The 22,416-nt window shown below is 63.4% G+C and carries 18 protein-coding genes and 1 pseudogene; 4 read left to right on the top strand and 15 right to left on the bottom strand.

Going from position 1 to position 22,416, the window contains the following annotated elements:
- Nucleotides 1-74 precede the first annotated feature (74 nt).
- The 15 genes and pseudogenes from EKH55_RS18960 to EKH55_RS18890 form a co-directional block, all read right to left on the bottom strand.
- Nucleotides 75-1,112: an ABC transporter permease gene (locus EKH55_RS18960; protein ID WP_151612424.1), complete on the bottom strand. Its 1,038-nt coding sequence runs from the start codon at nt 1,110-1,112 to the stop codon at nt 75-77.
- Nucleotides 1,112-2,578, bottom strand: coding sequence for a sugar ABC transporter ATP-binding protein (locus tag EKH55_RS18955; protein ID WP_246231930.1), 1,467 nt, complete (start codon nt 2,576-2,578; stop codon nt 1,112-1,114). Before EKH55_RS18955 ends, EKH55_RS18960 begins: the two co-directional genes overlap by 1 nt.
- Nucleotides 2,579-2,659: 81 nt before the next feature.
- Entirely contained in the window at nt 2,660-3,736 is a 1,077-nt protein-coding gene (gene torT / locus EKH55_RS18950; RefSeq protein ID WP_151612420.1) for a TMAO reductase system periplasmic protein TorT, read from the bottom strand.
- Between the two features lie 43 nt (nt 3,737-3,779).
- Nucleotides 3,780-5,420, bottom strand: coding sequence for an amidohydrolase (locus EKH55_RS18945; RefSeq protein WP_151612419.1), 1,641 nt, complete (start codon nt 5,418-5,420; stop codon nt 3,780-3,782).
- A 783-nt stretch (nt 5,421-6,203) separates the two neighbouring features.
- A pseudogene (locus EKH55_RS30295) lies at nt 6,204-6,344 on the bottom strand (IS91 family transposase); the annotation flags it as partial.
- A gap of 265 nt (nt 6,345-6,609) precedes the next feature.
- A complete protein-coding gene (locus EKH55_RS18935; protein WP_151612417.1) occupies nt 6,610-7,032 on the bottom strand; it encodes a hypothetical protein in 423 nt (140 codons plus the stop codon).
- A 26-nt stretch (nt 7,033-7,058) separates the two neighbouring features.
- The gene (locus EKH55_RS18930) at nt 7,059-7,433 is read right to left on the bottom strand and encodes a hypothetical protein (protein ID WP_151612415.1); all 375 of its coding nucleotides are present in this window, start codon (nt 7,431-7,433) and stop codon (nt 7,059-7,061) included.
- Nucleotides 7,420-7,941 (bottom strand): sacsin N-terminal ATP-binding-like domain-containing protein, encoded by a 522-nt coding sequence (locus tag EKH55_RS18925; protein WP_151612413.1) that lies wholly within the window; start codon nt 7,939-7,941, stop codon nt 7,420-7,422. The genes EKH55_RS18930 and EKH55_RS18925 overlap by 14 nt, the downstream gene beginning before the upstream one ends.
- 232 nt (nt 7,942-8,173) lie before the next feature.
- The gene (locus EKH55_RS18920; protein ID WP_151612411.1) at nt 8,174-9,436 is read right to left on the bottom strand and encodes a benzoate/H(+) symporter BenE family transporter; all 1,263 of its coding nucleotides are present in this window, start codon (nt 9,434-9,436) and stop codon (nt 8,174-8,176) included.
- A 78-nt stretch (nt 9,437-9,514) separates the two neighbouring features.
- Entirely contained in the window at nt 9,515-10,321 is an 807-nt protein-coding gene (locus EKH55_RS18915; RefSeq protein WP_151612409.1) for an enoyl-CoA hydratase/isomerase family protein, read from the bottom strand.
- Nucleotides 10,322-10,359: 38 nt separating this feature from the next.
- Nucleotides 10,360-11,877 (bottom strand): AMP-binding protein, encoded by a 1,518-nt coding sequence (locus EKH55_RS18910; RefSeq protein WP_151612408.1) that lies wholly within the window; start codon nt 11,875-11,877, stop codon nt 10,360-10,362.
- Nucleotides 11,870-12,382 (bottom strand): (2Fe-2S)-binding protein, encoded by a 513-nt coding sequence (locus tag EKH55_RS18905; RefSeq protein ID WP_151612406.1) that lies wholly within the window; start codon nt 12,380-12,382, stop codon nt 11,870-11,872. The genes EKH55_RS18910 and EKH55_RS18905 overlap by 8 nt, the downstream gene beginning before the upstream one ends.
- Nucleotides 12,370-13,197: an FAD binding domain-containing protein gene (locus EKH55_RS18900; RefSeq protein WP_151612404.1), complete on the bottom strand. Its 828-nt coding sequence runs from the start codon at nt 13,195-13,197 to the stop codon at nt 12,370-12,372. Before EKH55_RS18900 ends, EKH55_RS18905 begins: the two co-directional genes overlap by 13 nt.
- Nucleotides 13,194-16,169: a xanthine dehydrogenase family protein molybdopterin-binding subunit gene (locus tag EKH55_RS18895; protein ID WP_151612402.1), complete on the bottom strand. Its 2,976-nt coding sequence runs from the start codon at nt 16,167-16,169 to the stop codon at nt 13,194-13,196. The genes EKH55_RS18900 and EKH55_RS18895 overlap by 4 nt, the downstream gene beginning before the upstream one ends.
- Nucleotides 16,170-16,260: 91 nt before the next feature.
- The gene (locus EKH55_RS18890; RefSeq protein WP_151612400.1) at nt 16,261-17,127 is read right to left on the bottom strand and encodes an AraC family transcriptional regulator; all 867 of its coding nucleotides are present in this window, start codon (nt 17,125-17,127) and stop codon (nt 16,261-16,263) included.
- Nucleotides 17,128-17,553: 426 nt separating this feature from the next.
- Between EKH55_RS18890 and EKH55_RS18885 the strand changes: the two genes are divergently transcribed.
- The 4 genes from EKH55_RS18885 (at nt 17,554) to EKH55_RS18870 (ending at nt 22,415) form a co-directional block, all read left to right on the top strand.
- Complete coding sequence (locus tag EKH55_RS18885; RefSeq protein WP_246231928.1) at nt 17,554-18,576, top strand: substrate-binding domain-containing protein; 1,023 nt, start codon at nt 17,554-17,556, stop codon at nt 18,574-18,576.
- Between the two features lie 125 nt (nt 18,577-18,701).
- Nucleotides 18,702-20,195 (top strand): sugar ABC transporter ATP-binding protein, encoded by a 1,494-nt coding sequence (locus EKH55_RS18880; protein ID WP_151612398.1) that lies wholly within the window; start codon nt 18,702-18,704, stop codon nt 20,193-20,195.
- Nucleotides 20,196-20,268: 73 nt separating this feature from the next.
- Nucleotides 20,269-21,309, top strand: a complete 1,041-nt coding sequence (locus EKH55_RS18875; RefSeq protein WP_151612396.1) for an ABC transporter permease — start codon at nt 20,269-20,271, stop codon at nt 21,307-21,309.
- A 128-nt stretch (nt 21,310-21,437) separates the two neighbouring features.
- Entirely contained in the window at nt 21,438-22,415 is a 978-nt protein-coding gene (locus tag EKH55_RS18870; RefSeq protein ID WP_246231926.1) for an ABC transporter permease, read from the top strand.
- Nucleotide 22,416: the final 1 nt, after the last annotated feature.

Genomic DNA, 22,416 nt, shown 5'->3' with positions numbered 1-22,416 from the left:
TCCCCCTTCCGCGGGCGCGATGCGCAAACGCGACGGTCTATGGTTGGTATTTGCCTGATTGGGTGGTCGTAATTTCAGCTCGCCATCTCTCTGATAAGCCTGAGCCGGATTCTGTCGGCGACGACGGCCACGATCAGGATTGTGCCGATCGCCACCATCTGCAGGTAGGAGTCGACCTTGGCGAGGTTCATGCCGTTCTGGACCAGTCCGATGAAGATCGCGCCGAGCACGACACCGCCGACGCGACCGGTGCCGCCGCTGAGGCTGACGCCACCGATCACGCAGGCCGCGATCGACTCAAGCGGCATCGAGGCGCCGATATTGGCCTCGCCCGTCGCTAGCCGCGCCGTCAGCATCAGTCCGGAAATCGTGGTCAGCGCGCCGCACAGGACATAGGTCTTGAACAGCGTCGCACCGGGATCGATGCCGGAGAGCCGCGATGCCTTGACGTTGCCGCCGACGGCATAGATGTAGCGGCCGAGGCGCGTCCAGTTTAACAGCAGATAGACGATGCCGATCAGCACCGCAGTGACGTAGATCGGCACCGGTAGGCCGAGAAAGGTGCCGAACCCGAGAATGGCGCCGAAGGCTTCCGGAATTCCCTGGACCGGGATGCCCGATGTCAGGTAGAGCGCGGCACCGAAGCCGACCGACGACATGCCGAGCGTCATCATAAAGGGATTGACACCGAAGAGCGAAATGCCTGCGCCGTTGATGGCGCCCAGCGCTATGCCGGCAGCGAGGCCCGCAGCAATGCCGATCAGGATCGAGAGTCCCACCATGTCGGGCATCGCCGACAGCGAGGCGACCATGGCCATGGCGCTAACGACGGAGGTGATGGCGAGCGTCGTGCCGACCGAGAGGTCGATGCCGCCGGAGATCAGGGCCAGCATCTGGCCGAGAGAGACGATGGTCAGGTAGCTAGACTGGCGGGCGACATTGATCAGGTTGCGCGAGGTCAAGAAATTGTCGGACAGCAGCGTGAAGGTGATCATGGCCGCCAGCATGAGGAACGGCAAAACGCCAAGCTTCACGAAGAGCCACTTGATCAGCGTCACCGGTGTCTTCGACCTGACGCCCTGATCGTGGCGGGTGATTTCAATAGTCGTCATCAGGCGTCCCTTTCGAAGAAATGGCCGAGAACATTCTCCTGGGTGATGTCGGCCCCATGGAGTTCGGCTCGGACCTCGCCGCGATACATCACATATGCGCGGTGGGTGAGATTGAGGATTTCGGGCAAGTCAGAGGAGATCAGGAGAACACCGGCGCCGGCCTCGCAGAGCTTGCCGATGAGTCCGTAGATGCTGGCGCGCGTGCCCACGTCCACGCCGACGGTCGGCTCGTCGAAGATGAAAAAATCAATTTCCCGGGCGAGCGCCTTGGCGATCATGACCTTCTGCTGGTTGCCGCCAGAAAACTGCTCGACGGCACGCTCGAGATCCATCGGGCGGAGCTTGAGATCGCGCGCCAGCTCCCTCGCACGCCGCATTTCCTGCCCGCGCCGCAGCCATCCGAAGCGCGAATAATCGCTCGAATCCAGCGACGACAGTGCGATGTTCTCGCGCGTACCGCGCATCGTCACCAGCCCCTCCTCCTTCCGATCAGAGGGAATATAGAATAGGCCCTGCTTCATCATATCGGAGACAGAGCTGCCGGTGACGTCGCGCGCCTTGAAGCGGATCGTACCACCTGCCACCCGTTCGAGGCCGAAGACGGCGCGACCGACGCTTCCCTTGCCCGAACCGACAAGGCCAGCGATCCCCACGACCTCGCCCGCACGGACATTGAGCGAAACCGACTTCATCATCCCCGACGACAGCGAAACGCCATCGAGCTCGAGCATCAACTCGCCGGGATCGTGACGAATGTCGGGATAGATCTGGTCGATGACACGACCGGTCATCTTCTCGATGAGTTGTTGGTCATCCGCCTTGTCGACATCGAGGGTGACGATCTTGCGGCCGTCGCGCATGACGGTGATCCGGTCGCCAATGCGGCGGATCTCGGCCATGCGATGGGTGATGTAGATGATGCCGGTACCCGCGCGCTTGGCCATCTCGATCAGCGCGAAGAGCCGGTCGGTTTCCTTCTCGGTCAGCGATGCAGTGGGCTCGTCGAGGATGAGCACCGAAACGCCTTCCGTGAAGGCCTTGGCGATCTCGACCATCTGCTGATCGGCGCGTGCGAGTGTCGCGACGAGCGCTTGCAGATCGAGGTCAAAGCCGAGCCGGTCGAGGATCTCCCGCGCATTCCGGCGCAGTGCCGCCTTGTCGAGAAACGGACCGCGGCGAAATTCCTGGCCCAGGAACATGTTCTGCTCGACCGTCAGTTGCGGCACGAGTGAGAATTCCTGGAACACGGTGCGGACGCCATGCGCGCGCGCATCATGGACCGACTTGAAGCACACGGTCTTGCCGTTGATCACAATACTTCCCTCGCTCGGCTCACCAGCACCGGCCAGCAGCGAGATCAGTGTCGACTTGCCCGCGCCATTCTCCCCGAACAGGACATGGACTTCCCCGGCGCGCAGGTCGAAATCCATGTCGGCCAGGGCGACGACGCCTGGGTAGCGCTTCATCAGTCCCTTCGTCTCGAGGAGAGGCGCAATACCTGCCGCTGGCGCGGCAGGACTGGGCTTGAAAGCCGGGTTGCTCATGGCTCACTCAACCGAGAAGATCGGCTTGAAGTCCGTCGGCGCCACGGAGGCCAGCGGGTCGAAGCTCGCCGCATTCTCCTGGTCGATGACCTTCAGCTTCGGGCCGGCATGCTTGACATAGTCCTTCTTCTCCAGGATGCGGATCGCCTGGTCGACGGCGATACGGGCCTGGATGACGGCGAGGTCGGTGGGGGCCGCCAGAACCTCCTTCTTCACGATCGCATCATAGATGCTCGGCGTGGTGTAGTAGGAGACCACCTTGATCTTGTCGCTCAGACCACGCTGCTTGAGAACCTGGATCGCCGCTTCCGCCGTCGGCGCGGTGCCGACGATATACGTGAGATCCGGATTGGCCTGCAGCGCGTCTTCGACGAGCTTGAGCTGCACCTCCTTGCCGGTATCGCCATAGCGGGTATCCACCAGTTCGATATCCGAGCCGCTGATGGCAGCGACGAAGCCCGTATTGCCCGCCTCGACCCAGCCCGCGCCGGCGGGCCCCGGGAACCAGGCGACCTTGACCTTGCCGCTGCCGGTCGGATGCTTGCCGGCAATGTAGCTGCCGGCGCCGGCACCCATCTCTCCGAAGGACACCAGAGACTTGGCCGCGATATCCTTGGAGGACACGCCGTTCATGAAGTCGATGACCGGAATGCCTTGGGAGGAGATTTCCTTGATCAGATTGTTGAGCCCGTCGCCCGAAATGGCGCCGAGGATCACGGCCTGGGCTCCGCTGGCGACGCAGTCCTCGACCTGCGAGATTTGCCTGGCAAGATTTGTATAACCGCCCGCCTCGAGCACTGTCATCTTGACGCCCTGGCGCTTCGCCTCCTCGGTCACGCCATAATCGACGGCAACCCAATAGGCATCCTTCATATGCGGCACCGATACACAGATGTTGAGCGCCTCGGCCGGCTTTTCCGTCGGCGTATAGCTGATGGTCGAACGCGGGCTCGCCATGTCGAAGGGCGGGTTCCAGGATTCGACGTCGACGGGATACCAGCTCTTGTCGGCCGCCAGCGCGGTTCCGGCAAGAAGGCATGCGACAGCTGCCACGCTCGCAAGCGTGTTCCTCTTTTTCATTATGTTCACCTTCCCAGTTGAGGCGCGCGGACTGCGCGCCGTTTCAGTGGCGTGGCGCGGTGTTCTTCACCGTTCTGCCACGCGACATCACGTATCCAGGCTTCAAGTGCCTGATTTCATCGACCGCCATCGACCGCGGATCGCCATCGACTGCAATGATGTCGGCCAGCTTGCCCGGCGTGAGGCTGCCCTTGTCATCCTGCTCGCCGAGCACTGCCGCCGCATCGATCGTGTGCATCCGGAGCGCCGTATCGAAATCGAGCGCTTCGTCCTCGTCGATGGTCAGCCCGGCATAGGTCTGCCGCCGCATGCAGCACCAGATGCTGAAGAAGGGGTTGGTCGCTTCGCGCTCCGAGCCGATCCAGACGTCGGAACTTCCGGACAGGCGCCAGCCCTGCTCGATTAGCGAGCGGAACGGGAAGCGGCCACGCGCACCGTAGGCGCCGAGATAGTCCGGGAAATATTCGCCGAACGTGTACAGGAAAACCGGCTGCGGCACGGGAATGATGCCCGCCCTCGCCCAGCGATGGGCAGTCGCCGGATTGGGCAGGAGGTTGCCGGCATGCTCGATCCGCATGCGCGTACGGCCGGGCTCGGTGCCGCCGAGCTTGATGATCATGTCGCAGAGCCAGTCCTGGGCGCGGTCGCCATTGGCATGGACTGCGAGCTGGAGGCCGGCTTCGCGCGCCATTATGAACGCCCTCCGCAGAAAATACTGGTCGAAGGCGATCGAGCCAGACGAACCGGGATGGCCAACATAGCAGCAGTTGACCGCCGCCGATTTTGCCGAGAAGCCGCCATCCGAGAACAGCTTGAGGCCTTGGATGCGGAGATCGCGCTCCGATACCGTCAGCCGGATGTGGTCGCGCCAGTTCTTGACCTTGTCGAGACTTTCGAGCGTGCCAGGCGACCAGAGGTAGATCCGCATGCTGGTCGGCAGTTCGCCGCTCTCTGCAAGCGCATTCATGCATTCGATGCCGGCCACTGTCTCCGAAATCTCGCCGATGGTCGTCACGCCGAATTCAGTAAAATACTGCCGCAGGCCCGAGGCGATGCAGGCCTTGAGCTCCTCGGCATCCGGTCGCGGAAGCGGCAGCAGCGAATCCATTTCCTTTATGACGCCGGTCGGCTCGCCATCGTCGCCGAAGATCACTTCCGGCTTGCCGGTGATGGAATGCTCCGGCGCGACGAAGTTGCGGTCGATCCCCGCCCGCTCGAGCGCCTTGGAGTTCAGCACCGTGATATGCCCTCCGGCACGTAAGGCGATCGGCCTGTCGGCTGAGACCTTGTCGAGTTCGGCGCGTGTCGGCAGGCGACCTTCCTTCAGCTTGCGGTCGAAGAAGAGGTTGGCCTGCCCAACCAGCCATTCGCCGGGCTCCAGGTCCGCGGCGCCTGACGACAAGGCGTCGGCGACATCTGAAACGGTCGAGCATTCCGGCGCGCGGCAATCCACGGTACGAAAAGTCGTACGGCAGACGACTTCGGCATGGGCATGGACATCGACGAAGCCCGGCAAAAGCGTCGCATCGCCGAGATCGACGACCTCATATCCGTCAAGTCCGGCAACGTCCTCGCGGCGCGCGAGCCGCTCAATGCGATCGCCCGAGACGACCACGCCCTGCCAATTCGGACGCACGCCGTCCTCGCAGGAGATGACGCGACTTCCAAGCACAACCCTCTTCATGCTGTTCCCACTTAATATTAGAGTTAAGAAGGATAAAGCATGACCGTTTTTCGTTGTCAATAGACGGAATTGTTCCTTTTTTCGATCCAGAATCTGCGATAGCGGTTCATTATTCGTCCAATTCACGTGCGCCTAGTGACGCTATTCCGCAAGCCCTTGATTTTTCTCGACCATTTTTCAAACCGTTGGAGAGTTGCTGCTAACCCGACAGTTGCCGCGCTGCCACGAGCATCAACCGAGAGCAGCCGAAAACATCGAAGTTCAAGGTTTCCACAGCTCTTGGCGCAACCTTCCACCGAATTGACAACCCGACGTGTGGATACGTCAGCGCGGAAACTGGCTTCGCACTGTTGCCGTCCCTCTTGTTGATTAGGTCGAAGCCATGAAAGTCTCTTCCGACCTGCACAGCGGACGTTCGGTTCTGGCAGGAGAAGTCCTGCTTTCCCTGAAGGTTTTTCGATGCGGGCCCCGCGGTGACGGCTGCCTCCGGGTGGTGTTCCGGCCCGCGTTGGAATACCTTGGAAGGAGGAAGCCGCGGGAGGCGGGCGCTGGCTTCTATGGGGAAAGCACCTGGGCGTGGCCGGTGGGCTCGGCCGAGCGAGCGAAGTGGCCGACCATCGGCGACCTGGTTTGGAGCGAGGCGGTCTGCGCTCTGACGGTCGCGTGTGGTTGCGTGCCGCAAGATCGGGACCGTTTCCATTGGCATTGAATGCCGCAGGTCAGAGGTGGCCCGGAGCGGAAGAGCGGACCGGAGCCGCCGGGATGCAGATGGCAGGCATGGGATCATGCGGCCTCCTTTCGAGGCGGTGCGCGGGTTGTCGGGCGTTGGACACGGCGGAAGATCTCGACGATGCGCATCGGGCCGCCGCAATCCGGGCATGGCTCTCTCAAGGTGAGCGGGATGCTCTCGGCGCTTGGCGCATCGGCCTGCGATGGCACTTAGGAACGCATCCCAAACGGAGATTGGAGTACCGCTCCTGGGCGCGTCTTCGTCGTCCAGCAACGGCAACCCGTCACGCACGCCTGCCTTGCGCAGAAAGTCCGTCCACAGTCTTCGGCCCGATTCCGACTTGAGCGCCCAATCGGGCTCCGAGATCAGCAGAAATCTCGCCGCTTGAACGCAATCGGGAGACAGGGATGCCGCTTCGGCGAGGTATGTCGAGAGCTTTCTTCCTTCCGGCGTCCAACCCTACGAGAAGCGTGCGGTGCTTGCTTCCCGCCATCCGCTTCTGGTTTCGACGTGCAAGTCGATTTGGCGCAGGACCCTCTCCGACCTTGGTCCTTCTGCCCGCCAGACGTCGAAAGCCCATTTGAGGGCAGCCTCGCGGTGCTTTGGAGCGGGCTTGTCGCCGAACAGCGACGGAACGCTCTGCAAAACTTGCAATGCATCGTATCGACGCAGGAGGCCAGCCTTTATGAAGTCTGAGACGACTTCGGGCGATACGGGAATATCGTCGGCGAGAATCGCAAACTTGCTGGCGACCGTGGAAGGCGGAAGCGGCGCGCTATCCCTGTCTCTCGAACCTGAGCGGCGCTCACGGACAAACACCGGTGCGCCACTCGGCAGACCCATCGCCGCGTGCAGCCCGCCGTCCCTGGTTTTCATGATCAACTTGCCGGCAAGCTGCCTCAGCCCGTTCATTGGGGTGAGGCTTTTCGTGCCTCGTCATAGAGAGTTCCCCAGGTTCTGGCCGGGGAGCCGTCCTGATCAAGGGAGCGCGCAACCGACTCGATCCACTCGGCCAGCCCTCTTTCGTCGGGCATGGACCTGACGTTGGTCGGCTCCATAAGCTTGCGCAGCCGCTCCAGTCGCTGTAGGCCGAGACCCGGATCAGCAAGGTTCCTGACCCCCGCCTTGACCAGCCTGCGGACGCGCAGAAGCTTGTAGCCCTGCTCGGGCCAGATGCGGGCATTTCGGAACGTTACCCAGTCCCCATTGTCACCTGCCGCCGGGACTGTTTGGCAATGCCAATCTCGCCAACGGGAAAGTTGCTGCTCCTTAATAGCCGTCAAACGCCTCTGCCGACCTGGCTTCGGTCTGCGAATAGATCCTTGGATCATCGGCGAGGGTCTCGACGCTGCGAAATCCAAGGCCCTTGTTGCCGATCCCTTCTCCAACGGACTTGCTGGATACGCCCACGTTCCGGATCGCGTTCACATTCTCCCAAGTGAACCCCTTTCCCCTGTTCGCTACGAACAGGTCGCCTCGCTCGGGTCCGTGGAACATGAGTTTGAGGAGGATGGAGCCATCTTCACCCTCGTCGTGTGCACCGTGAGCGTTCTGGAGGAGTTCGAAGATGACGCGGTCGCCGTACTCCCCGCCGATGACCTCGCTGATATTGCGGAGGCTTTCGTAGGTGAGGAGGCCTGAGCGAATTGCATCCACCGCATTCAGCAGCTGCGCCCGGAGCACTCCTGTCAGGCGCTGTACCGGTGTCAGCGTCGACGGCGTCGCGCCCCCGGTGCGATCATCGTTCAAAAGCGCTAAATCAATCGAGATTGAGTTGCCCACGGTCACCATTTGCGTCCCCCTGGCGCAAGATGCCACTCGAAGGCTGGTTTCGCCAGTACGAAGAAGCCTGGCTCGGACGGTTTGTTAACGCTGGATGTTGGGGCTAGTGTTACTCGTCGCTCCACTTCGGCAAGCTAGAGCGGCTGATCCGTTGGCACCCTCTTCCCCTAGGGCAAAACAAATGGCCCCGGGGGAAGTGTTTACCTTAACATGCGAGACCCGCGCGATACCTACCGCGCGGTCACGCGGCCTGCTTCTCGCCGAGTATGCGGGCCTCGACCAGGGCCGAGACGATGACGCCGGCGACCAGGGCCCAGAAGGGGGCGCTGATGCCGAGGAGCGAGACGTTCGACATCGCGACGGCCAGCGCGACGAAGGCGCCGGTCTGGTTGCCGAGCGACTTGCCGAAGGCGTTCTGGAGGGCGGACAGGAGCACGCCGATCATGGCAAGGCCGGCGACGGTGCCGATGAGGGCCGATGGCAGGCTGAGCACGATCGGAACGGCGGCCCCGGCGAGAAGGCCGAAGGCGGCGAAGAGCACGCCGTTGACGATCGTCGCGGCATAGCGCCCCGCCTTGTTCTCGCCGGCCTGTTCGGACGAGCATATCGCCGTCATCGGGCCCGCGATATTGGCATTGTGGCCGCCGAGGAAGCCGGCTGCGACGCCGCCGATGCCGGAAATGATCGTCATCGCGTTGACCGGCGGCCGATAGCCCTCGGCCATGAGCACGCCGGTCGCCTGCGCATTCTCGGCGCCGATCACGAGAAGGGCGAGCGGGATGGCGATCGCGAAGAAGGCATCGAGCGAGAAGACTGGCAGCGTGAATTCCGGCGCGGCAAAGGCGATGTTGGCAGCGCCGCCGCCGACTGCACCGGTGGCGAGCGCCGCGATCAGGCCGGCGACGAGGGCCGCCAACACCGGCGGAATGGTCTTTGTCAGTCGCATCGAGACGAAGAAGGCGAGGATCGCAGCACCTGCAATTAGCGGTGCCGTGCCGAGCGCCGTCACGGTGCCGATCGCAAACCGGATCAGCGCACCGGCGATCATCGCCATGACGATCGGCATCGGCAGCCAGCGCATCACCTTGCCGATGAGCCCGGTGACGCCGAGCAGCAGAACCAGCAAGCCCGCCAGGATGAAGGCGCCGACGGCTTCGTTGAACGGAATGGTCGCAAGCGAGCCGGCGACGAGGGCAGCACCCGGGATCGAATAGGCGCCGTTGATCGGCTGCTTGTAGTAGAGCGCGAGCAGCAGGCTGATGAGCCCGCCGAGCACGTAGATCGCGAAGAGCCAGGCGACGGTCTGCCCGTTGCTAAGACCGCCCGCCTCGGCCGCGCCGATCACGATGAGGGCCGGGCCGGAGCAGCCGAAGATGGCGGCGACAAGCCCGGCGCTCATCGACTTGATGCCGAGATGTTTCGGCAGGTCGCGCAGACCCGATGCGATGCCGGGTCCCCGTTCAATAAGGCGTCTTTCCTGTATCGTCTGCTGGGTCGTATCCATTCTCTATCCTCCCGAAGCGGATCCGAGGCCGCTCCCTCCTCGTGGAAAATGAAGCCGGGTTCCCGCCCGACCGGGGGTTCAGCGTCCGACGAAGGCCGGCGCGCGCTTTTCGTGGAAGGCGAGCACGCCTTCGCGGAAATCCTCCGATGTCCGAAGCCGGCTGTAGCAATGGCCCTCGAGTTCGATGGCCGTCGACAGCAGCGCATCATCCGTGTCGTTCAGGAGCTTCTTCGCTGTGCGCTGGGCGAGCGGCGAGAAGCCGATAAGTTCCTCGACGAGTGCATCGACGGCCTTTTCAAGGTCGGTATCCGCGACGATTTCCGAGGCGATGCCCCAGTCGTAGGCCTCCTGGCCGGTGATCCGCTTCGAGCGCATCACGATGTTCTTGGTACGGGTGACGCCCACCATCTTCTGCAGGCGGGCCGAGCCGCCGGAGCCCGGGATCTGGCCGAGCTTCTGCTCGGGCAGCGCATAGCGCGTGGTGTCGGTCGCGATGCGGAAGTCGCAGGCGAGCGACAGTTCGAAGCCGACGCCGAAGCAGTAGCCGCGGTTGGCGGCGATGACCGGCTTGGAGCAGCGGGCCGGTGCCGCAATGTTCCAAGCGAGGTGCGAGACATGCTCCGGGCTTGCTTCGAGGAAGCCCTTGATGTTGCCGCCGGACGAGAAGTGCCCGCCCTTGCCGGCGACGACGATGATGCGCACGCGGTCGTCCTCGTCCAGAGCCTCGAAGACGAGGCGCAACTGTTCGCGGGCCAGCATGGAGACGACGTTGTAGGGCGGACGGTCGAGCGTGATGTCGGCGCGCTGGCGGGCCGCATCGATCGTGACGGTGAAGCCGTCGAGTTCGACGAGGCGCGGGTCCTGGAATGCGGCTTGTTCGGTCATGGGTTTTCCTTTCGTTGGTCTGGCGGCGTTCTGGCCGCTCACTGATGTTCGGGAATGCGTTCCTCGGTGTACTCGCCGGCCACCAGAAGGCGGCGCAGCAGCTTGCCGACAGGGGATTTCGGGATAGCCTCGACGAAGACGAAGCGGCGCGGCCGGCGGAAATTGGCAAGACCGGAATCGCGGCAATGGCGGTCGAGATCCTCGGCCGTGACGGCGCCGCGCCGCTTGACGAAGGCGACGACGATCTTGCCCCAGCGTTCGTCGGGCAGGCCGACGACGGCGACCTCGGCGACGCGCTCATGCAGCGACAGGCAGCTTTCCACCTCGACCGGCGAAACGTTCTCGCCACCGGTGATGATCATGTCGTCGGCCCGCCCGGTGACGAAGAGATCGCCATCCCGGTCGACGAAGCCGGTGTCGCCGGTGAAGTACCAGCCGCCGTGCAGCGCCTTGGCGTCCGCGTCGGGCCGGTTCCAGTATCCCTCGAACGCCTCGTCGCTCTTCATCAGCGCGATGATCTCGCCTTCCTCGCCGACGGCCGCCAGCTCGTCCGGGCTTGGGCTGCCCAGTTTGACGACGCGGATCATCTGGTTGATGCCGGCGCGGCCGGCGGAGCCGGGTTTTGCAGCCGCCTTCTGCTCGATCGTGAAGGTGTAGATCTCCGACGAGCCGTAGTGATTGACGAAGAGCGCCGGCCGGAAGGTCTGGTCGAGCCGCTTCAAGAGCCCGTCGGTCATCGAGGCGCCGGCATAGCCGAGCTTGCGGACGGAGGCGACGCGCTCGGGCGAAAAGGCCTCGTGGTGCACGAGGTCGTGGTAGAGCGTTGGCACCAGATAGAGGTTGGTGATCTTCTCCTTTTCGATGAGGTCGAGCGCCTTTGCCACGTCGAAGCGCGGCAGGCAGACGAAGGTCCCGCCGATTAGCGAGGAAGCGATCAGCGAACGCACGCCCATCGTGTGATACAGCGGCATGACGCCGAGTGTGCGCTCGCCATGCCGGTAGAGGTTCTGCGCGACGTGGGCCACGGCGCCGGCGCGTTCGGCCCGATGCCGTCGAGGCACGCCCTTCGGCTTCGACGTCGTGCCAGACGTATAGAGCATCAGCGACCAGTCTGCGGCGTCCGCCAGCGGCACCGCATCGCGGGCGCTGCCGTCCATGATGCCGGCGAGTACATCGGCGGAGAATAGCGGCAGGCCCTGCGCGAGGCGCGAAAGGCGAACGGCTTCTTCGGTCGAAGCCTCGTAAAACACGGCCTTTGCGCCGGCATCCTCAATGCCGAAGTCGATCTCGTCGGCCTTGGCTCGCCAGTTGAGCGGCGTGACGATCAGGCCGAGAAACTGGCAGGCCCAGTGCAGCGAAGCGTTCTCCCAACGGTTCTGCATGGCGGTGAGCACATGGTCGCCCCGCTTCAGGCCAGTCTCGCTTAAAGCTGCGGCAAGCGCCGAAACCTTGTCGTACCAGTGGCGATAGCTCAGTCGCATCTCCCCGTCGACGATCGCAAGCGCGTCCGGGTCGCGCTCGACGCTCGCGAGGAAGCTCGTTCCAAGATCAAGCATTCGGTTTCTCCTCCTTCCGTTGTTCCTCCGCGGCGGCGAGCGCCGCCTCGACGATGGTCGCGTAGCCCGTGCAGCGGCAGAGATGGCCGGAGAGGTGCTCGCGAATGTCTTCCCGGCCCGCGCCCGGCCTCTCGCGCAAGAGCGCGTCGAGCGACATCAGGATGCCGGGCGTGCAGAAGCCGCATTGCAGGCCGTGATGGCGGCGGAAGGCCGCCTGAAGTGGTGAGAGCACCGCCGGGTCGGGCGAAAGCGCTTCCACGGTCCGCACATCGCTGCCGCGCACCTGCTGGGCGAGCGTCAGGCAGGCGCGTGCCGGCTTTCCATCGATCTGCACGGTGCAGGCCCCGCAGACGCCGTGCTCGCAGCCGACATGGGTGCCGGTCAGCCCGAGCTCGTGGCGCAGCAGGTCCGAGAGCAGCATGCGGTTTTCGGCTTCCGCGAGGACCGTTCGGCCATTCAAGGTGAAGTCGACCGGATGTTTGCGGGCAGCGTTCATGCGCGGCATCGGCTTGCCTCCTTGAGGGTCTCGCGGCCAAGGCTGCGGACCAGTTCGCGCCGGTAACGGGCGCTTGCGTGAATGTCGTCGCGGGCGTTCAGCGACCAGGCGATATCGTTGATGGCATCGTCGAACTGGTCGTCGTTAAGTGCCGGCAGCGGAAAGACGCGCGGCCGGTCGTCGACGCCGGCAATGCCGAGCCGCAAGCCGCTGTCGTCGGCGACGGCGGCGCAGGCGACGATGGCGAAATCACCATGCCGCCGGCCGACCTCGCGGAAGGCATAACCACTGCCGGGCCGGGCCTTTGGAAAATGCACGGCCTCGATCATCTCGCCCTCGGCAAGATCGGTGGCCATCATGCCGATGAAGAAGTCGTTCGCCTTGACCCTGCGCTTCTGCTTGCGGCTGCGCAGGCTGACCGCCCCCCCGAGCGTCAACAGAGACAGCGGCAGCTCCGCGCTCGGATCGGCATGGGCGATCGACCCGCAGACCGTGCCGCGCGCCCGCGTCTGCACATGGCCGAGCCACGGGAAGGCGGCGGCCAAAAGCGGCAGGTCGCGCAAAAGGCTTGGCCAGGCTTCCAATTCCGCCTGCCGCACACCCGCGCCGACGACGATCTCGTCGCCGGATGTCTCGATCCGGTGCAGTACCTCAAGCCGCATGATGTCGACGAGCAGGGCTGGGCGGGCGAGCCGCATGTTGAGCATCGGCACCAGCGACTGTCCGCCGGCGATCACGCGGGCCTCACCGCCGCCTTCGGCGAGCACGGCAAGCGCTTCCTCAAGCGTTTCCGGACAGAGGAAATCGAACGATGCGGGTTTCATCGGCGCCTCCCGAAGAGGTTGAAAAGCCGCTCGATGAAGCCGGCGGCGGCGCTGGGAGGCCCGCCGCTGCCGGCGTGACGGGCGAGCGCCTGGAAGAACTGGCCGATCACCACGCGCGCCGCGCCGTCGAGCAGGCGCCCGCCGACCGAGGCGACCTTGCCGCCGATCGCCGCCTCGTAGCGATAGTCGATGCGGGTGCCGGTGGTGGTTTCTGTCAGCGTGACCCGACCCGTGCCGCGGCCGGAGCCGAGCGCGCCTTCCGTGCCGCCGGCGAGCGTAACGGCTTCCGGCTCGACCATGTCGGACAGGCGGATATCGGCGCGGTAGCGGCCCTTGACCGGGCCGATGCCGAGTGTGACCTCGGCGCGGAAATGCGTTTGGGAGACCTTCCGGACCTCGTGTGCACTGGGGATGATTGCCTTCAGCGTGTTCGGGTCGAGCAGCATCGCCCACACCGATTCGCGGGTGGCGGTGACCTCGGCCGAGCCCGAACCGGTCAGCATCCGCTCACCTGGGGCCCCGGTGGCGACTGGGGTCGGATCTCGCGGCTTTGACGGCGGTCGCTCCTCGCCATAGAGCCATTCGCTGACCCGGCTCGGCGACAGTGGCAGCCGGATGTCCTCGGCGCCGAGCGCATCGGCGACGGCATTGGCGATGCAAACCGGCGTCGACATGCAGTTTCCCTCGCCGACACCCTTGGCGCCGAGCGGCGTGAAGGGCGAGGGCGTCTCGTGATGGAGGATAAGCGGCTCAGGCGTCTCCATGACGGTCGGGATCAGGTAGTCGGCCAGCGTTCCGGTCAAAAAGCTGCCGTCGCCGCCATAGGCATATTCCTCGTAGAGTGCCGCGCCGACCGCCTGGGCAAAGCCGCCGCGCACCTGGCCATCGACCATGCCGGGATGCAGGATGCGGCCGCAGTCGTGCATCGTCACATAGCGGTCGATACGCACCTGGCCGGTCGCCCGGTCGATTTCCACGCCGCAGAAGTCGAAGATGAAGCCGTGACAGAGCGACGAGTTGATGCCGTCCGCCGCTGTCGGCGCCTGAAGCTCGTCCGGCGTCCAGAAGACCGTCTCGCGGATAGTCTGGCCGGTACCCTCGGGCAGAGTGCCGGGCGCCCAGTGGCTTGCCGCAGCGACGCGCCCGAAGGAGACGGCATTGTCCGGATTGTCGCGATCGAGGAGCTTTCCGGCCCTGAAGTCCACGCGGTCAGCCGTGATGTTGAGCTGGCCAGCGGCGATCGTTGCAAGCCGAGCCCGGATGCGGTCGGCCGCAAGTGCTGCAGCGCCCGCGACGGCGGGAGCGAAGCGGCTTGCATAATTGCCCGAGGCGATCGACCAGGCGTCGCGCGACGTGTCGAGCTCGGTGTTGACGCACACGGCCTCCATGGCAAGCCCGAGCCGCTCGGCAACCACCTGCGCCAGGACGGTACGGTGGCCCTGACCCTGCGGCACCGAAGCTACTTTGACGGTGACGGAGCCGAGAGGGTCGATGGCCACCGTCGCGACGGCCTGCGCGCCGCTTTTCGGTCCCGCCTTCGCCCGCTCGTCCGGCGTCAGCACCGTCGTGATGTAGCCCATGTTGGACACGCTCGGCTCGACTACCGTCGCATAGCCGATGCCGTAGAGCCGCCCTTCGGCGCGCGCACTGTCCCTTCGGCGTTGCAGCGCCTCGAGGCCGCCTTCTGCGCAGGCGCGATCGAGCGCGGTCCGGTAGTTGCCCGAATCGAGCAGTCCGCCGGTCGCGGTACGATAGGGAAAGGCGTCTGCCGGCACGAGGTTGCGGCGAATTACGTCGAGCCGGTCGAGGCCGAGCTCGTCGGCGATCTTATGCACTAGTCGTTCCAGCGCAAAATAGACCTGCGGCCCGCCGAATCCGCGGTTCAGCCCGGTCGGTGTCTTGTTGGTGAGGACGACGCGGTTGCGGATGGCGACGTTTTCGATCGCATAGGCGCCGGTCATGTTGCCGTGCATGCGGTAGAGCGTCGCCGGCTCCGGTGCGCGCAGATGGGCACCGCAATCTTCCAATTGATCCCAGAAGAGGGCTGTAATACGGCCGTCGGCGGTAACGGCGGCCTCCAGGGTCGTGACGCGGTTGGTCGCCGAGACGGACGCCGTCAGATGTTCGAGCCGGTCCTCGATCCATTTTAGCGGCCGCCCGGAGACGCGGGCGGCGACGGCGGCGAGGATGACATAGGGAAACACGCCCTGCTTGACGCCGAAGGAGCCGCCGGACACGGGCGGGGTGCGCAGCCGCATTCGGTTGCCGGGCACATTCAGCGCGCGGGAAATCACCGCGTGAATCGAGAACGGACCCTGAAAATTCGCCGTGACGTCATAGGAGTCCTCGCCGGGGTCGTATTCCGCGATGACGCCGTAGGTTTCGATCGGCGTGCAGGAATTGCGTGGATAGGCTATGCGGATGGAGATGCGGTGGGCGGCCGCTGCGAGCGCGGCTTCCGGGTCGCCGTAGCGAAAGGTGCGCTCGTTGATGAGATTGGTTTCGAGCGACGGATGCAGCACCGGGGCGTCCGCCGCCAGCGCCTGCTCAGGATCGACGACGGCGGCCAGCGTCTCGTAGTCGACCTCGATCAGATCGAGCGCGTCTTCGGCGACATAGCGGCTTTCGGCGACGACGAGGGCAACGGGTTCGCCGACATAGCGCACCCGGTCGCGGGCAATCGGCCAGCATTCGACATTGGCCTTGACCCCCACCGTCATGCTGCGGGTGAGCCGCGCCACGTCCTCGCCGGTCAGCACGGCAAGGACGCCGGGCAGCGCGCGGGCGGCAGTCGTATCGATTGTCCTGATTTCGGCATGGCCGTGCGGCGAGCGCAGGATCGCCAGATGCGCGGTGTCGCGCCGAACCGGCAGGTCGTCGATATAGCGGCCGCGGCCGGTCAGAAGTCCGGCATCCTCGACACGTTCGAAGGCCCGCCCGATCAGCCCCCCCTTCGTTTCCAATCTCGTCATTCGCTCCTCCCACACCCATCCGTGAAGGGGTGCCGTGGAGCGAATGGTGGAGAAGGGGGGACGATCGGGCGATACCGCCGCGTCTCAGACCTTACCGAGGAGTCTCAAAATCTTGAGCCGATAGCCGGGTGACGCTGCGGAAAATGCTCGGCGACGAGCCGGCATGGTCGTGGAAGAAGCGCGAGAAATGCGCCGGCACGGAAAAGCCGAGCTGGTCGCTGATCGCGGCGAAGCTCTCCGTCCCGTCGGCGACGGCCGCGACCGCCCGTTCGAGCCGCTGCACATTGAGGAAGACGCGCGGCGTCACCCCCATCGAGGTTTCGAAGAGTCGGAAGAAGTGCGCCCGCGACAGGCCGATGTCGATCGCCAGCCGGTCGAGATCGGCGATCTCCCCCGGTGCCGCCTTCATGCGATCGATGGCCTTGCGGATGCGGAAGTCGAGCACGGGGCGCGATGCTAGGTCGCGGATCGAATTCGGCACCGCGCGCCAGTCGGCGAAACGCTCGATGACGGCGATCATAAGTTCGCCGAGAAGCACCTCGTGAACCTCGGCGCTGTTCGGCTCCTGCACGATCGCCTCCGCAAGCGTGCGCGTGCGCGAACGGATACAGGGCGTGATCGAACCGACATTAGAGGCGAAGAAGTCGGGCGCATGGCTCGCCGCCCAGTTCGGCCGGAAATGACCGAGCCATTGCGGTTCGATATAAAGCGCGAGGATCACCGTCTTCGGACGTGTCTGGTCGTGCGCATAGGCGTGCGGCTCCCAGGCGTTGATGAGAACGGCGCTTTCGTCCGTGAGCGGCACGAGCCTGTCGCGCACCGAAAACTGCGTATCGGCTCCCTCGACCTTCAACAGGACATGGCAATGCGGGTGCGCGTGCCGCACCAGGGGTCGGTCCATCTCCAGCAGCGCCACTCTCCCGAAGCGGCCACGTGCAATGCGCAGAGCATTCGACATCGCTCAAATATTGGTCATTTCGCAGAAACTGCAAGCCCCGCAGGATTTCAACCCTCAAGGCTAGTGTCGGGCAGATCTCTTCAGGCCGACGAGACTGAGCCTGTGGAGTATTCATGTGGCGCGGGCACGCGCCACACGGTCTGAAAACATTCCACGGCACTGCGCGTGACGACAAGGCCGGGGAGCGCGACCCAAGCGTGGGTCAGCCGGCCGATTGAGCCCTGAACGCCGATTCACACTCAAAGCGCAAGAAGCTGTCCTTGCGGTTTTTTCGTGTTTGCGATTGACATTGCACAGTCAACATGAAAAAACCGAAATGAGTTCCTAATTGCGAACTCATGAAGAGGAAGGCGAATTCGGCGCCCCGGCTGAGAAATCATGTGACACGACGGGGGCAATCACTCGAACTCAGGGAGGAATTCTGAGGTGACGAAAGAGACGATCCGCAAATGTGGCGCGGTCCTGGCGCTGATCGCCTCGGCCGCGATGGCCGGCACAGCTTTGCAGCCGGCGGCTGCGCAGGAAAAGAAGGTGATAGGCTGGTCCGTGGCCTATTTCGATCATCCAGTCTATCAGTTGATGATGAAGGGCGCACAACAGCTTGCCGACAAATCCGACTGCGAAGTGATCTTTTCGGACGGCAAGAATGACGCCTCCGTGCAGGCGTCCCACATCGATAACTTCATCGCGCAAGGCGTCGATGGCATCATCCTGACGCCGACCGTGTCCGATCCGCTCATCCCCGCCGTCAAGAAGGTGAACAGAGCGGGAATCCCATTGGTAATGGCCGACCGTCGCATGCAGACGCACGGCCAGGACTTGAAGTGGGAAGCGCTAGTTTCCTGGGACATGGTTAAGTCCGGCGCCATCGGCGGCGAGCAGACCGTCGAAGCGATCGGTGGCAAAGGAAACATCGTCGTCGTCGAAGGAACGCCAGGAGCCGGCTCGACGATCGACCGCGGCAACGCCTTCTACGAGGTGATCGCTAAGCATCCGGACATCAAGATCCTGGCGAAGATCCCCGCCGACTTTAATCGCGCCAAGGGCCAGGAAGTCACCGAGAACATCCTGCAGCGTTTCAAGCCGGGCGAAATCGACGCCATCTACTACATGGCCGACGAGATGATGTTCGGCGGTTTACAGGCCATCAAGGCCGCGAACCGCTTGCATGAATTCAAGATCATCAGCGTCGACGGCCAGAAAGAGGCGCTGGACCTCGTCCGCTCCGGTGACATCGATTACGACGCGATGTTCCATCCGGACGACCAAGCCGTTGCGGTCAACATCCTGTGCGACATTGTCCATGGGCGGAAGCCGGATCTTGCTAACCAGACATATGAGGGCCGAAAGATGGACCTCGTTGAGTTCGAAGGCATGCCTTGGGTTCGTCCGACCGTTTACCCGGTCGACAAGTCGAACGCCCATCTGCCGGAAAACCAAGGCTGGTGACACGTACACTTCGCGGAGCGCCGGCGGCGCAAGTGCCGCCGGTTGATGAATTTCCCTATTGAACCCACGGTCCCGTCTTTGACAACGACCGGAATGTGTCGGGTAACCGCTGAGCAGCAGGTCCAATGGCAGCAATTCTCGAAATGCAGGACATCGAAAAGTCCTACCCCGGCGTCAAGGCGCTGCAGGGGGTATCGCTGACCGTCGAGAAGGGCGAGGTGCATGCCTTGCTCGGCGAGAACGGTGCCGGAAAATCTACGCTGATGAAAATCCTTGCCGGCGCGACCGGCAAGGACCGGGGCGCGATCCGCATTGACGGACAAGACATCGAGATCAACGGGCCCCTGCATGCGCGGGAACTCGGCATCGCGATCATCTACCAGGAGCTCAGCATTCTGCCGCATCTGAGCATTGCCGAGAACATATTTCTCGGCCGGCTGCCGCGACGGCCGGGCATGCCGTGGCTGATCGACTGGGCGCTCTGCCACGAGCGAAGTAGTGCCCTGCTGGCGCAGGTCGGCCTCGCCGTCGACCCCCGAACCCTGGCGTCACGGCTCAAGATCGCCGACCAGCAGATGGTCGAGATCGCCAAGGCGATTTCGGAGAAGGCCAAGATCGTCGTAATGGACGAGCCGACCACGTCCCTGACCACCCACGAGGTCGAGACCCTCTTCAAGACCGTGCGTAGCCTTCAGGCGGGAGGCGTCAGCGTAGTCTACGTTTCCCATCGACTCGCCGAAGTGAAGGAGATCTGTAATCGCGCCACGGTCTTGCGAGACGGCATCAAGATCGGCACCGTCGATGTAGGCGAAACCACCAGCCGCGACTGGGTCCGGATGATGGTCGGCCGCGATCTCGACCAGTTTTTCCCGAAGGCTGAACTTAAACCTGGTGCGGAGATGTTGCGCGTGCGCAATCTCTCAAGCCGCAAGCTACGCGATATTTCCTTCTCCGCCTTCGAAGGCGAGATACTAGGCATCGCCGGCCTCGTCGGATCGGGTCGCTCGACGCTGGCCCGAACCATATTCGGGGCCGAGCATAAGTCGTCCGGAAGCATCGAAATCGGCGGCAGTCCGACGGAGATCGGCTCGCCCATCGCGGCCATCACCAACGGCATTGCACTGGTTCCGGAGGACCGAAAGGGCCAGGGGCTGGTCCTGCCGATGACCATCCGGGAGAATATAACACTTGCGAGGCTACGTGGTGTGAGCCACGCCGGCCAGCTCAATCTCGGACGGGAACGGCGCGTTGCGCAGGAATATGTGCAGTCACTCCGTATCTCCACACCGCATATAGACCAGAAGACGATCTATCTCAGCGGCGGCAACCAGCAGAAGGTCGTCCTCGCAAAATGGCTCTATTCCGACGCCAGGGTGCTGATAATAGACGAGCCTACTCGGGGCATCGACGTCGGCGCCAAAGCGGAAATTTACGCCCTGCTGCAAAAGCTCGTGGAGCGCGGCAAGACGGTCATTATGATCTCATCCGAACTGCCGGAACTGATCGGAATGAGCGATCGAATTCTCGTAATGCATGACGGAAGACTCACCGGCGAACTCGCTCGCAGCGAATTTAGCGAAGAAAAGATCATGACTTTCGCCTCGGCCGTCGTTCATTGAAGTAAGCCGGGCGGGCGACCGCCTCGCCAAGCCGGGCTCAGCGATCCGGCGCGAAACCAGGGAGGTGAACCACATGGACAAAGGCATCGACGTGCATCGCGCCGGCGTTTCCGACCGTCTTTCCGCACCCACCGGCATTCTCCGTCTGCTCGGCAGATTCAGCGACCAACTCGTGCCGGGGGCTTTCCTTCTCGTACTAGTGGTGGGCCTAAGCCTGCTGTCGCCGAATTTCCTCTCGGTCGGCAATTTTCTCGATATCGCGCGCGTCGGTTCCATCATCGGCATTATGGCGGTGGGCATGACACTGGTCATCCTTACAGGCGGCATTGATCTTTCTGTTGGGTCGACATTCGCCCTTGCAGCCGTCGTCACCGCATCATTCGTACCCAACAGCTTTAGCGACGCGCCGACCTCGATCGGGGTCGACCTTCCCGTGCCGCTCGCCATCGCCGCGGGCCTTTCCGTGGGTGCTGGGATTGGCTTCGTCAATGGCTTCATCATCGCGAAATCCCGCGTCGAGCCCTTCATCGTCACACTGGCGACGATGGCCTTTGTCCGCGGCCTGACCTATCTCTATACCGGCGGCTTTCCCACGATCTTCCGCCCGATGCCGCCAGCCTTCGAATGGGTTGGCCAGGGGTATGTCTTCGGCATTCCAACGCCCACGATCTTTTTTGCCCTAGTCGTCGCGGTCGGCCTTTGGATCACACGCCGGACCACCTTCGGCCGCTCGATCTACGCGATCGGCGGCAACGAGCAGGCTTCGCGCCTCTCCGGCATCAATGTCCAAGCGGTCAAGATCCGAGCCTACACACTGCTGGGAGCACTGGCGGCATTGAGCGGCATTATCCTCTCCTCGCGCGTCGCTGCAGCGCAGCCGACGGCCGGGCTCACTTATGAACTCGACGTGATCGCTGGCGTGATCATCGGCGGCACCAGCCTGCTCGGCGGCCGAGGATCGGTGATGAGCACTGTACTGGGCGTCTTCATCCTCGGTGTCATCTCTAACGGGCTCAACGTGATCGGCGTCGAGACCTACTACCAGTATGTGGTCAAGGGCCTGCTCTTGATTATAGCCGTCGGTCTCGACGCGCAGCTCCGCAAGAGGGCCTGATGTCCCCGAGGAGCGACAAATCCATCCGGAGAAATGCTATGCAAGGCATGTACCAAGACGCGATGCCACAAGCTACCCAGCGCCCAGGCGGGAGCGCACGTTTGCTGCTTTCTCGCGGGGGCCATCAGATGATCGTCGTAGCGCTGATCTCGCTTTTGGCGGTCGGCATCTATGCGGTCGAGCCGAAATTCCTGTCCGCCTACAGCATCGACAACATACTTCGCATGGCCAGCATTTACGGAATCGTGGCACTCGGCATGACCCTTGTGATCATAACCGGCGGCATCGATCTCTCGGCTGGCTCAATGATGGCGTTGGGAGCGGCGCTCGGAGCGGGATTACTTGGAACGGCGTTCAGCGCCGCCAATCCAATCCAACTCGCATCGCCGCTTGCCATTCTGGTGGCGCTGTGCGTCACGGGACTAATCGGCATGCTGAACGGAGTGGCCGTCGCCCGGTTCGGAATAGCACCATTCGTGATGACTCTTGGCATGATGACGGCCGTGCGCGGACTGACATTTATCTTTGCCGACTTTACGGTGCAGGCGGTACCTGGGTCCGCCATTACCTTCTCCGACCCTCTCTTCGACTGGCTCGGCGCTGAATCGTGGGGTCCGCTCCCGACTGCTACAGTGCTATTCCTGGGGCTCGCCCTGGTCATCTCTCTGACCTTGCGGCATACGCATTTCGGCCGCGCGATCTATGCGATCGGAGGCGATTCCGAGACCGCACGGCTAGCCGGCATCAACATCCGGGCCGTGATCATCGGCGTATACGCCATCATGGGGATGCTCGCCGCACTGGGCGGAATAGTGCTCGCGGGACGTCTTTCGTCCGTGTCACCGCTGATGGGTGTCGGCTATGAACTTGATATCATCACAATCGTGGTCGTGGGCGGCGCCAGTCTCGCCGGGGGTCGTGGCACGATCCTCGGCACCGTGCTGGCCGCTATCCTCATTTCCATGATCGACAACGGCCTCAATATGCTCAACGTGCCGTCTTTCTACCAGTACCTGGTCAAAGGGTCGGTGCTGCTCGCCGCTGTGATCGCCGATCAATGGTACCAGCGCCGCCGCGCGGCCATGTTGGCGATCCAAGCTGGCTGAG

It is taken from the genome of Sinorhizobium alkalisoli (assembly GCF_008932245.1).
Classification (GTDB): Bacteria; Pseudomonadota; Alphaproteobacteria; order Rhizobiales; family Rhizobiaceae; genus Sinorhizobium; species Sinorhizobium alkalisoli.
The sequence above is the reverse complement of the archived record's forward strand: the minus strand, read 5'-3'. Positions and strand labels throughout refer to the sequence as shown.

What these genes read in the sequence shown, in the direction of transcription:
- EKH55_RS18960 (WP_151612424.1), bottom strand. Translation starts at nt 1,112, where the DNA reads ATGACGACTATTGAAATCACCCGCCACGATCAGGGCGTCAGGTCGAAG.
- EKH55_RS18955 (WP_246231930.1), bottom strand. Translation starts at nt 2,578, where the DNA reads ATGAAGCGCTACCCAGGCGTCGTCGCCCTGGCCGACATGGATTTCGAC.
- torT (WP_151612420.1), bottom strand. Translation starts at nt 3,736, where the DNA reads ATGAAAAAGAGGAACACGCTTGCGAGCGTGGCAGCTGTCGCATGCCTT.
- EKH55_RS18945 (WP_151612419.1), bottom strand. Translation starts at nt 5,420, where the DNA reads ATGAAGAGGGTTGTGCTTGGAAGTCGCGTCATCTCCTGCGAGGACGGC.
- EKH55_RS18925 (WP_151612413.1), bottom strand. Translation starts at nt 7,941, where the DNA reads ATGGTGACCGTGGGCAACTCAATCTCGATTGATTTAGCGCTTTTGAAC.
- EKH55_RS18920 (WP_151612411.1), bottom strand. Translation starts at nt 9,436, where the DNA reads ATGGATACGACCCAGCAGACGATACAGGAAAGACGCCTTATTGAACGG.
- EKH55_RS18915 (WP_151612409.1), bottom strand. Translation starts at nt 10,321, where the DNA reads ATGACCGAACAAGCCGCATTCCAGGACCCGCGCCTCGTCGAACTCGAC.
- EKH55_RS18910 (WP_151612408.1), bottom strand. Translation starts at nt 11,877, where the DNA reads ATGCTTGATCTTGGAACGAGCTTCCTCGCGAGCGTCGAGCGCGACCCG.
- EKH55_RS18905 (WP_151612406.1), bottom strand. Translation starts at nt 12,382, where the DNA reads ATGCCGCGCATGAACGCTGCCCGCAAACATCCGGTCGACTTCACCTTG.
- EKH55_RS18900 (WP_151612404.1), bottom strand. Translation starts at nt 13,197, where the DNA reads ATGAAACCCGCATCGTTCGATTTCCTCTGTCCGGAAACGCTTGAGGAA.
- EKH55_RS18895 (WP_151612402.1), bottom strand. Translation starts at nt 16,169, where the DNA reads ATGACGAGATTGGAAACGAAGGGGGGGCTGATCGGGCGGGCCTTCGAA.
- EKH55_RS18890 (WP_151612400.1), bottom strand. Translation starts at nt 17,127, where the DNA reads ATGTCGAATGCTCTGCGCATTGCACGTGGCCGCTTCGGGAGAGTGGCG.
- EKH55_RS18880 (WP_151612398.1), top strand. Translation starts at nt 18,702, where the DNA reads ATGGCAGCAATTCTCGAAATGCAGGACATCGAAAAGTCCTACCCCGGC.
- EKH55_RS18875 (WP_151612396.1), top strand. Translation starts at nt 20,269, where the DNA reads ATGGACAAAGGCATCGACGTGCATCGCGCCGGCGTTTCCGACCGTCTT.
- EKH55_RS18870 (WP_246231926.1), top strand. Translation starts at nt 21,438, where the DNA reads ATGATCGTCGTAGCGCTGATCTCGCTTTTGGCGGTCGGCATCTATGCG.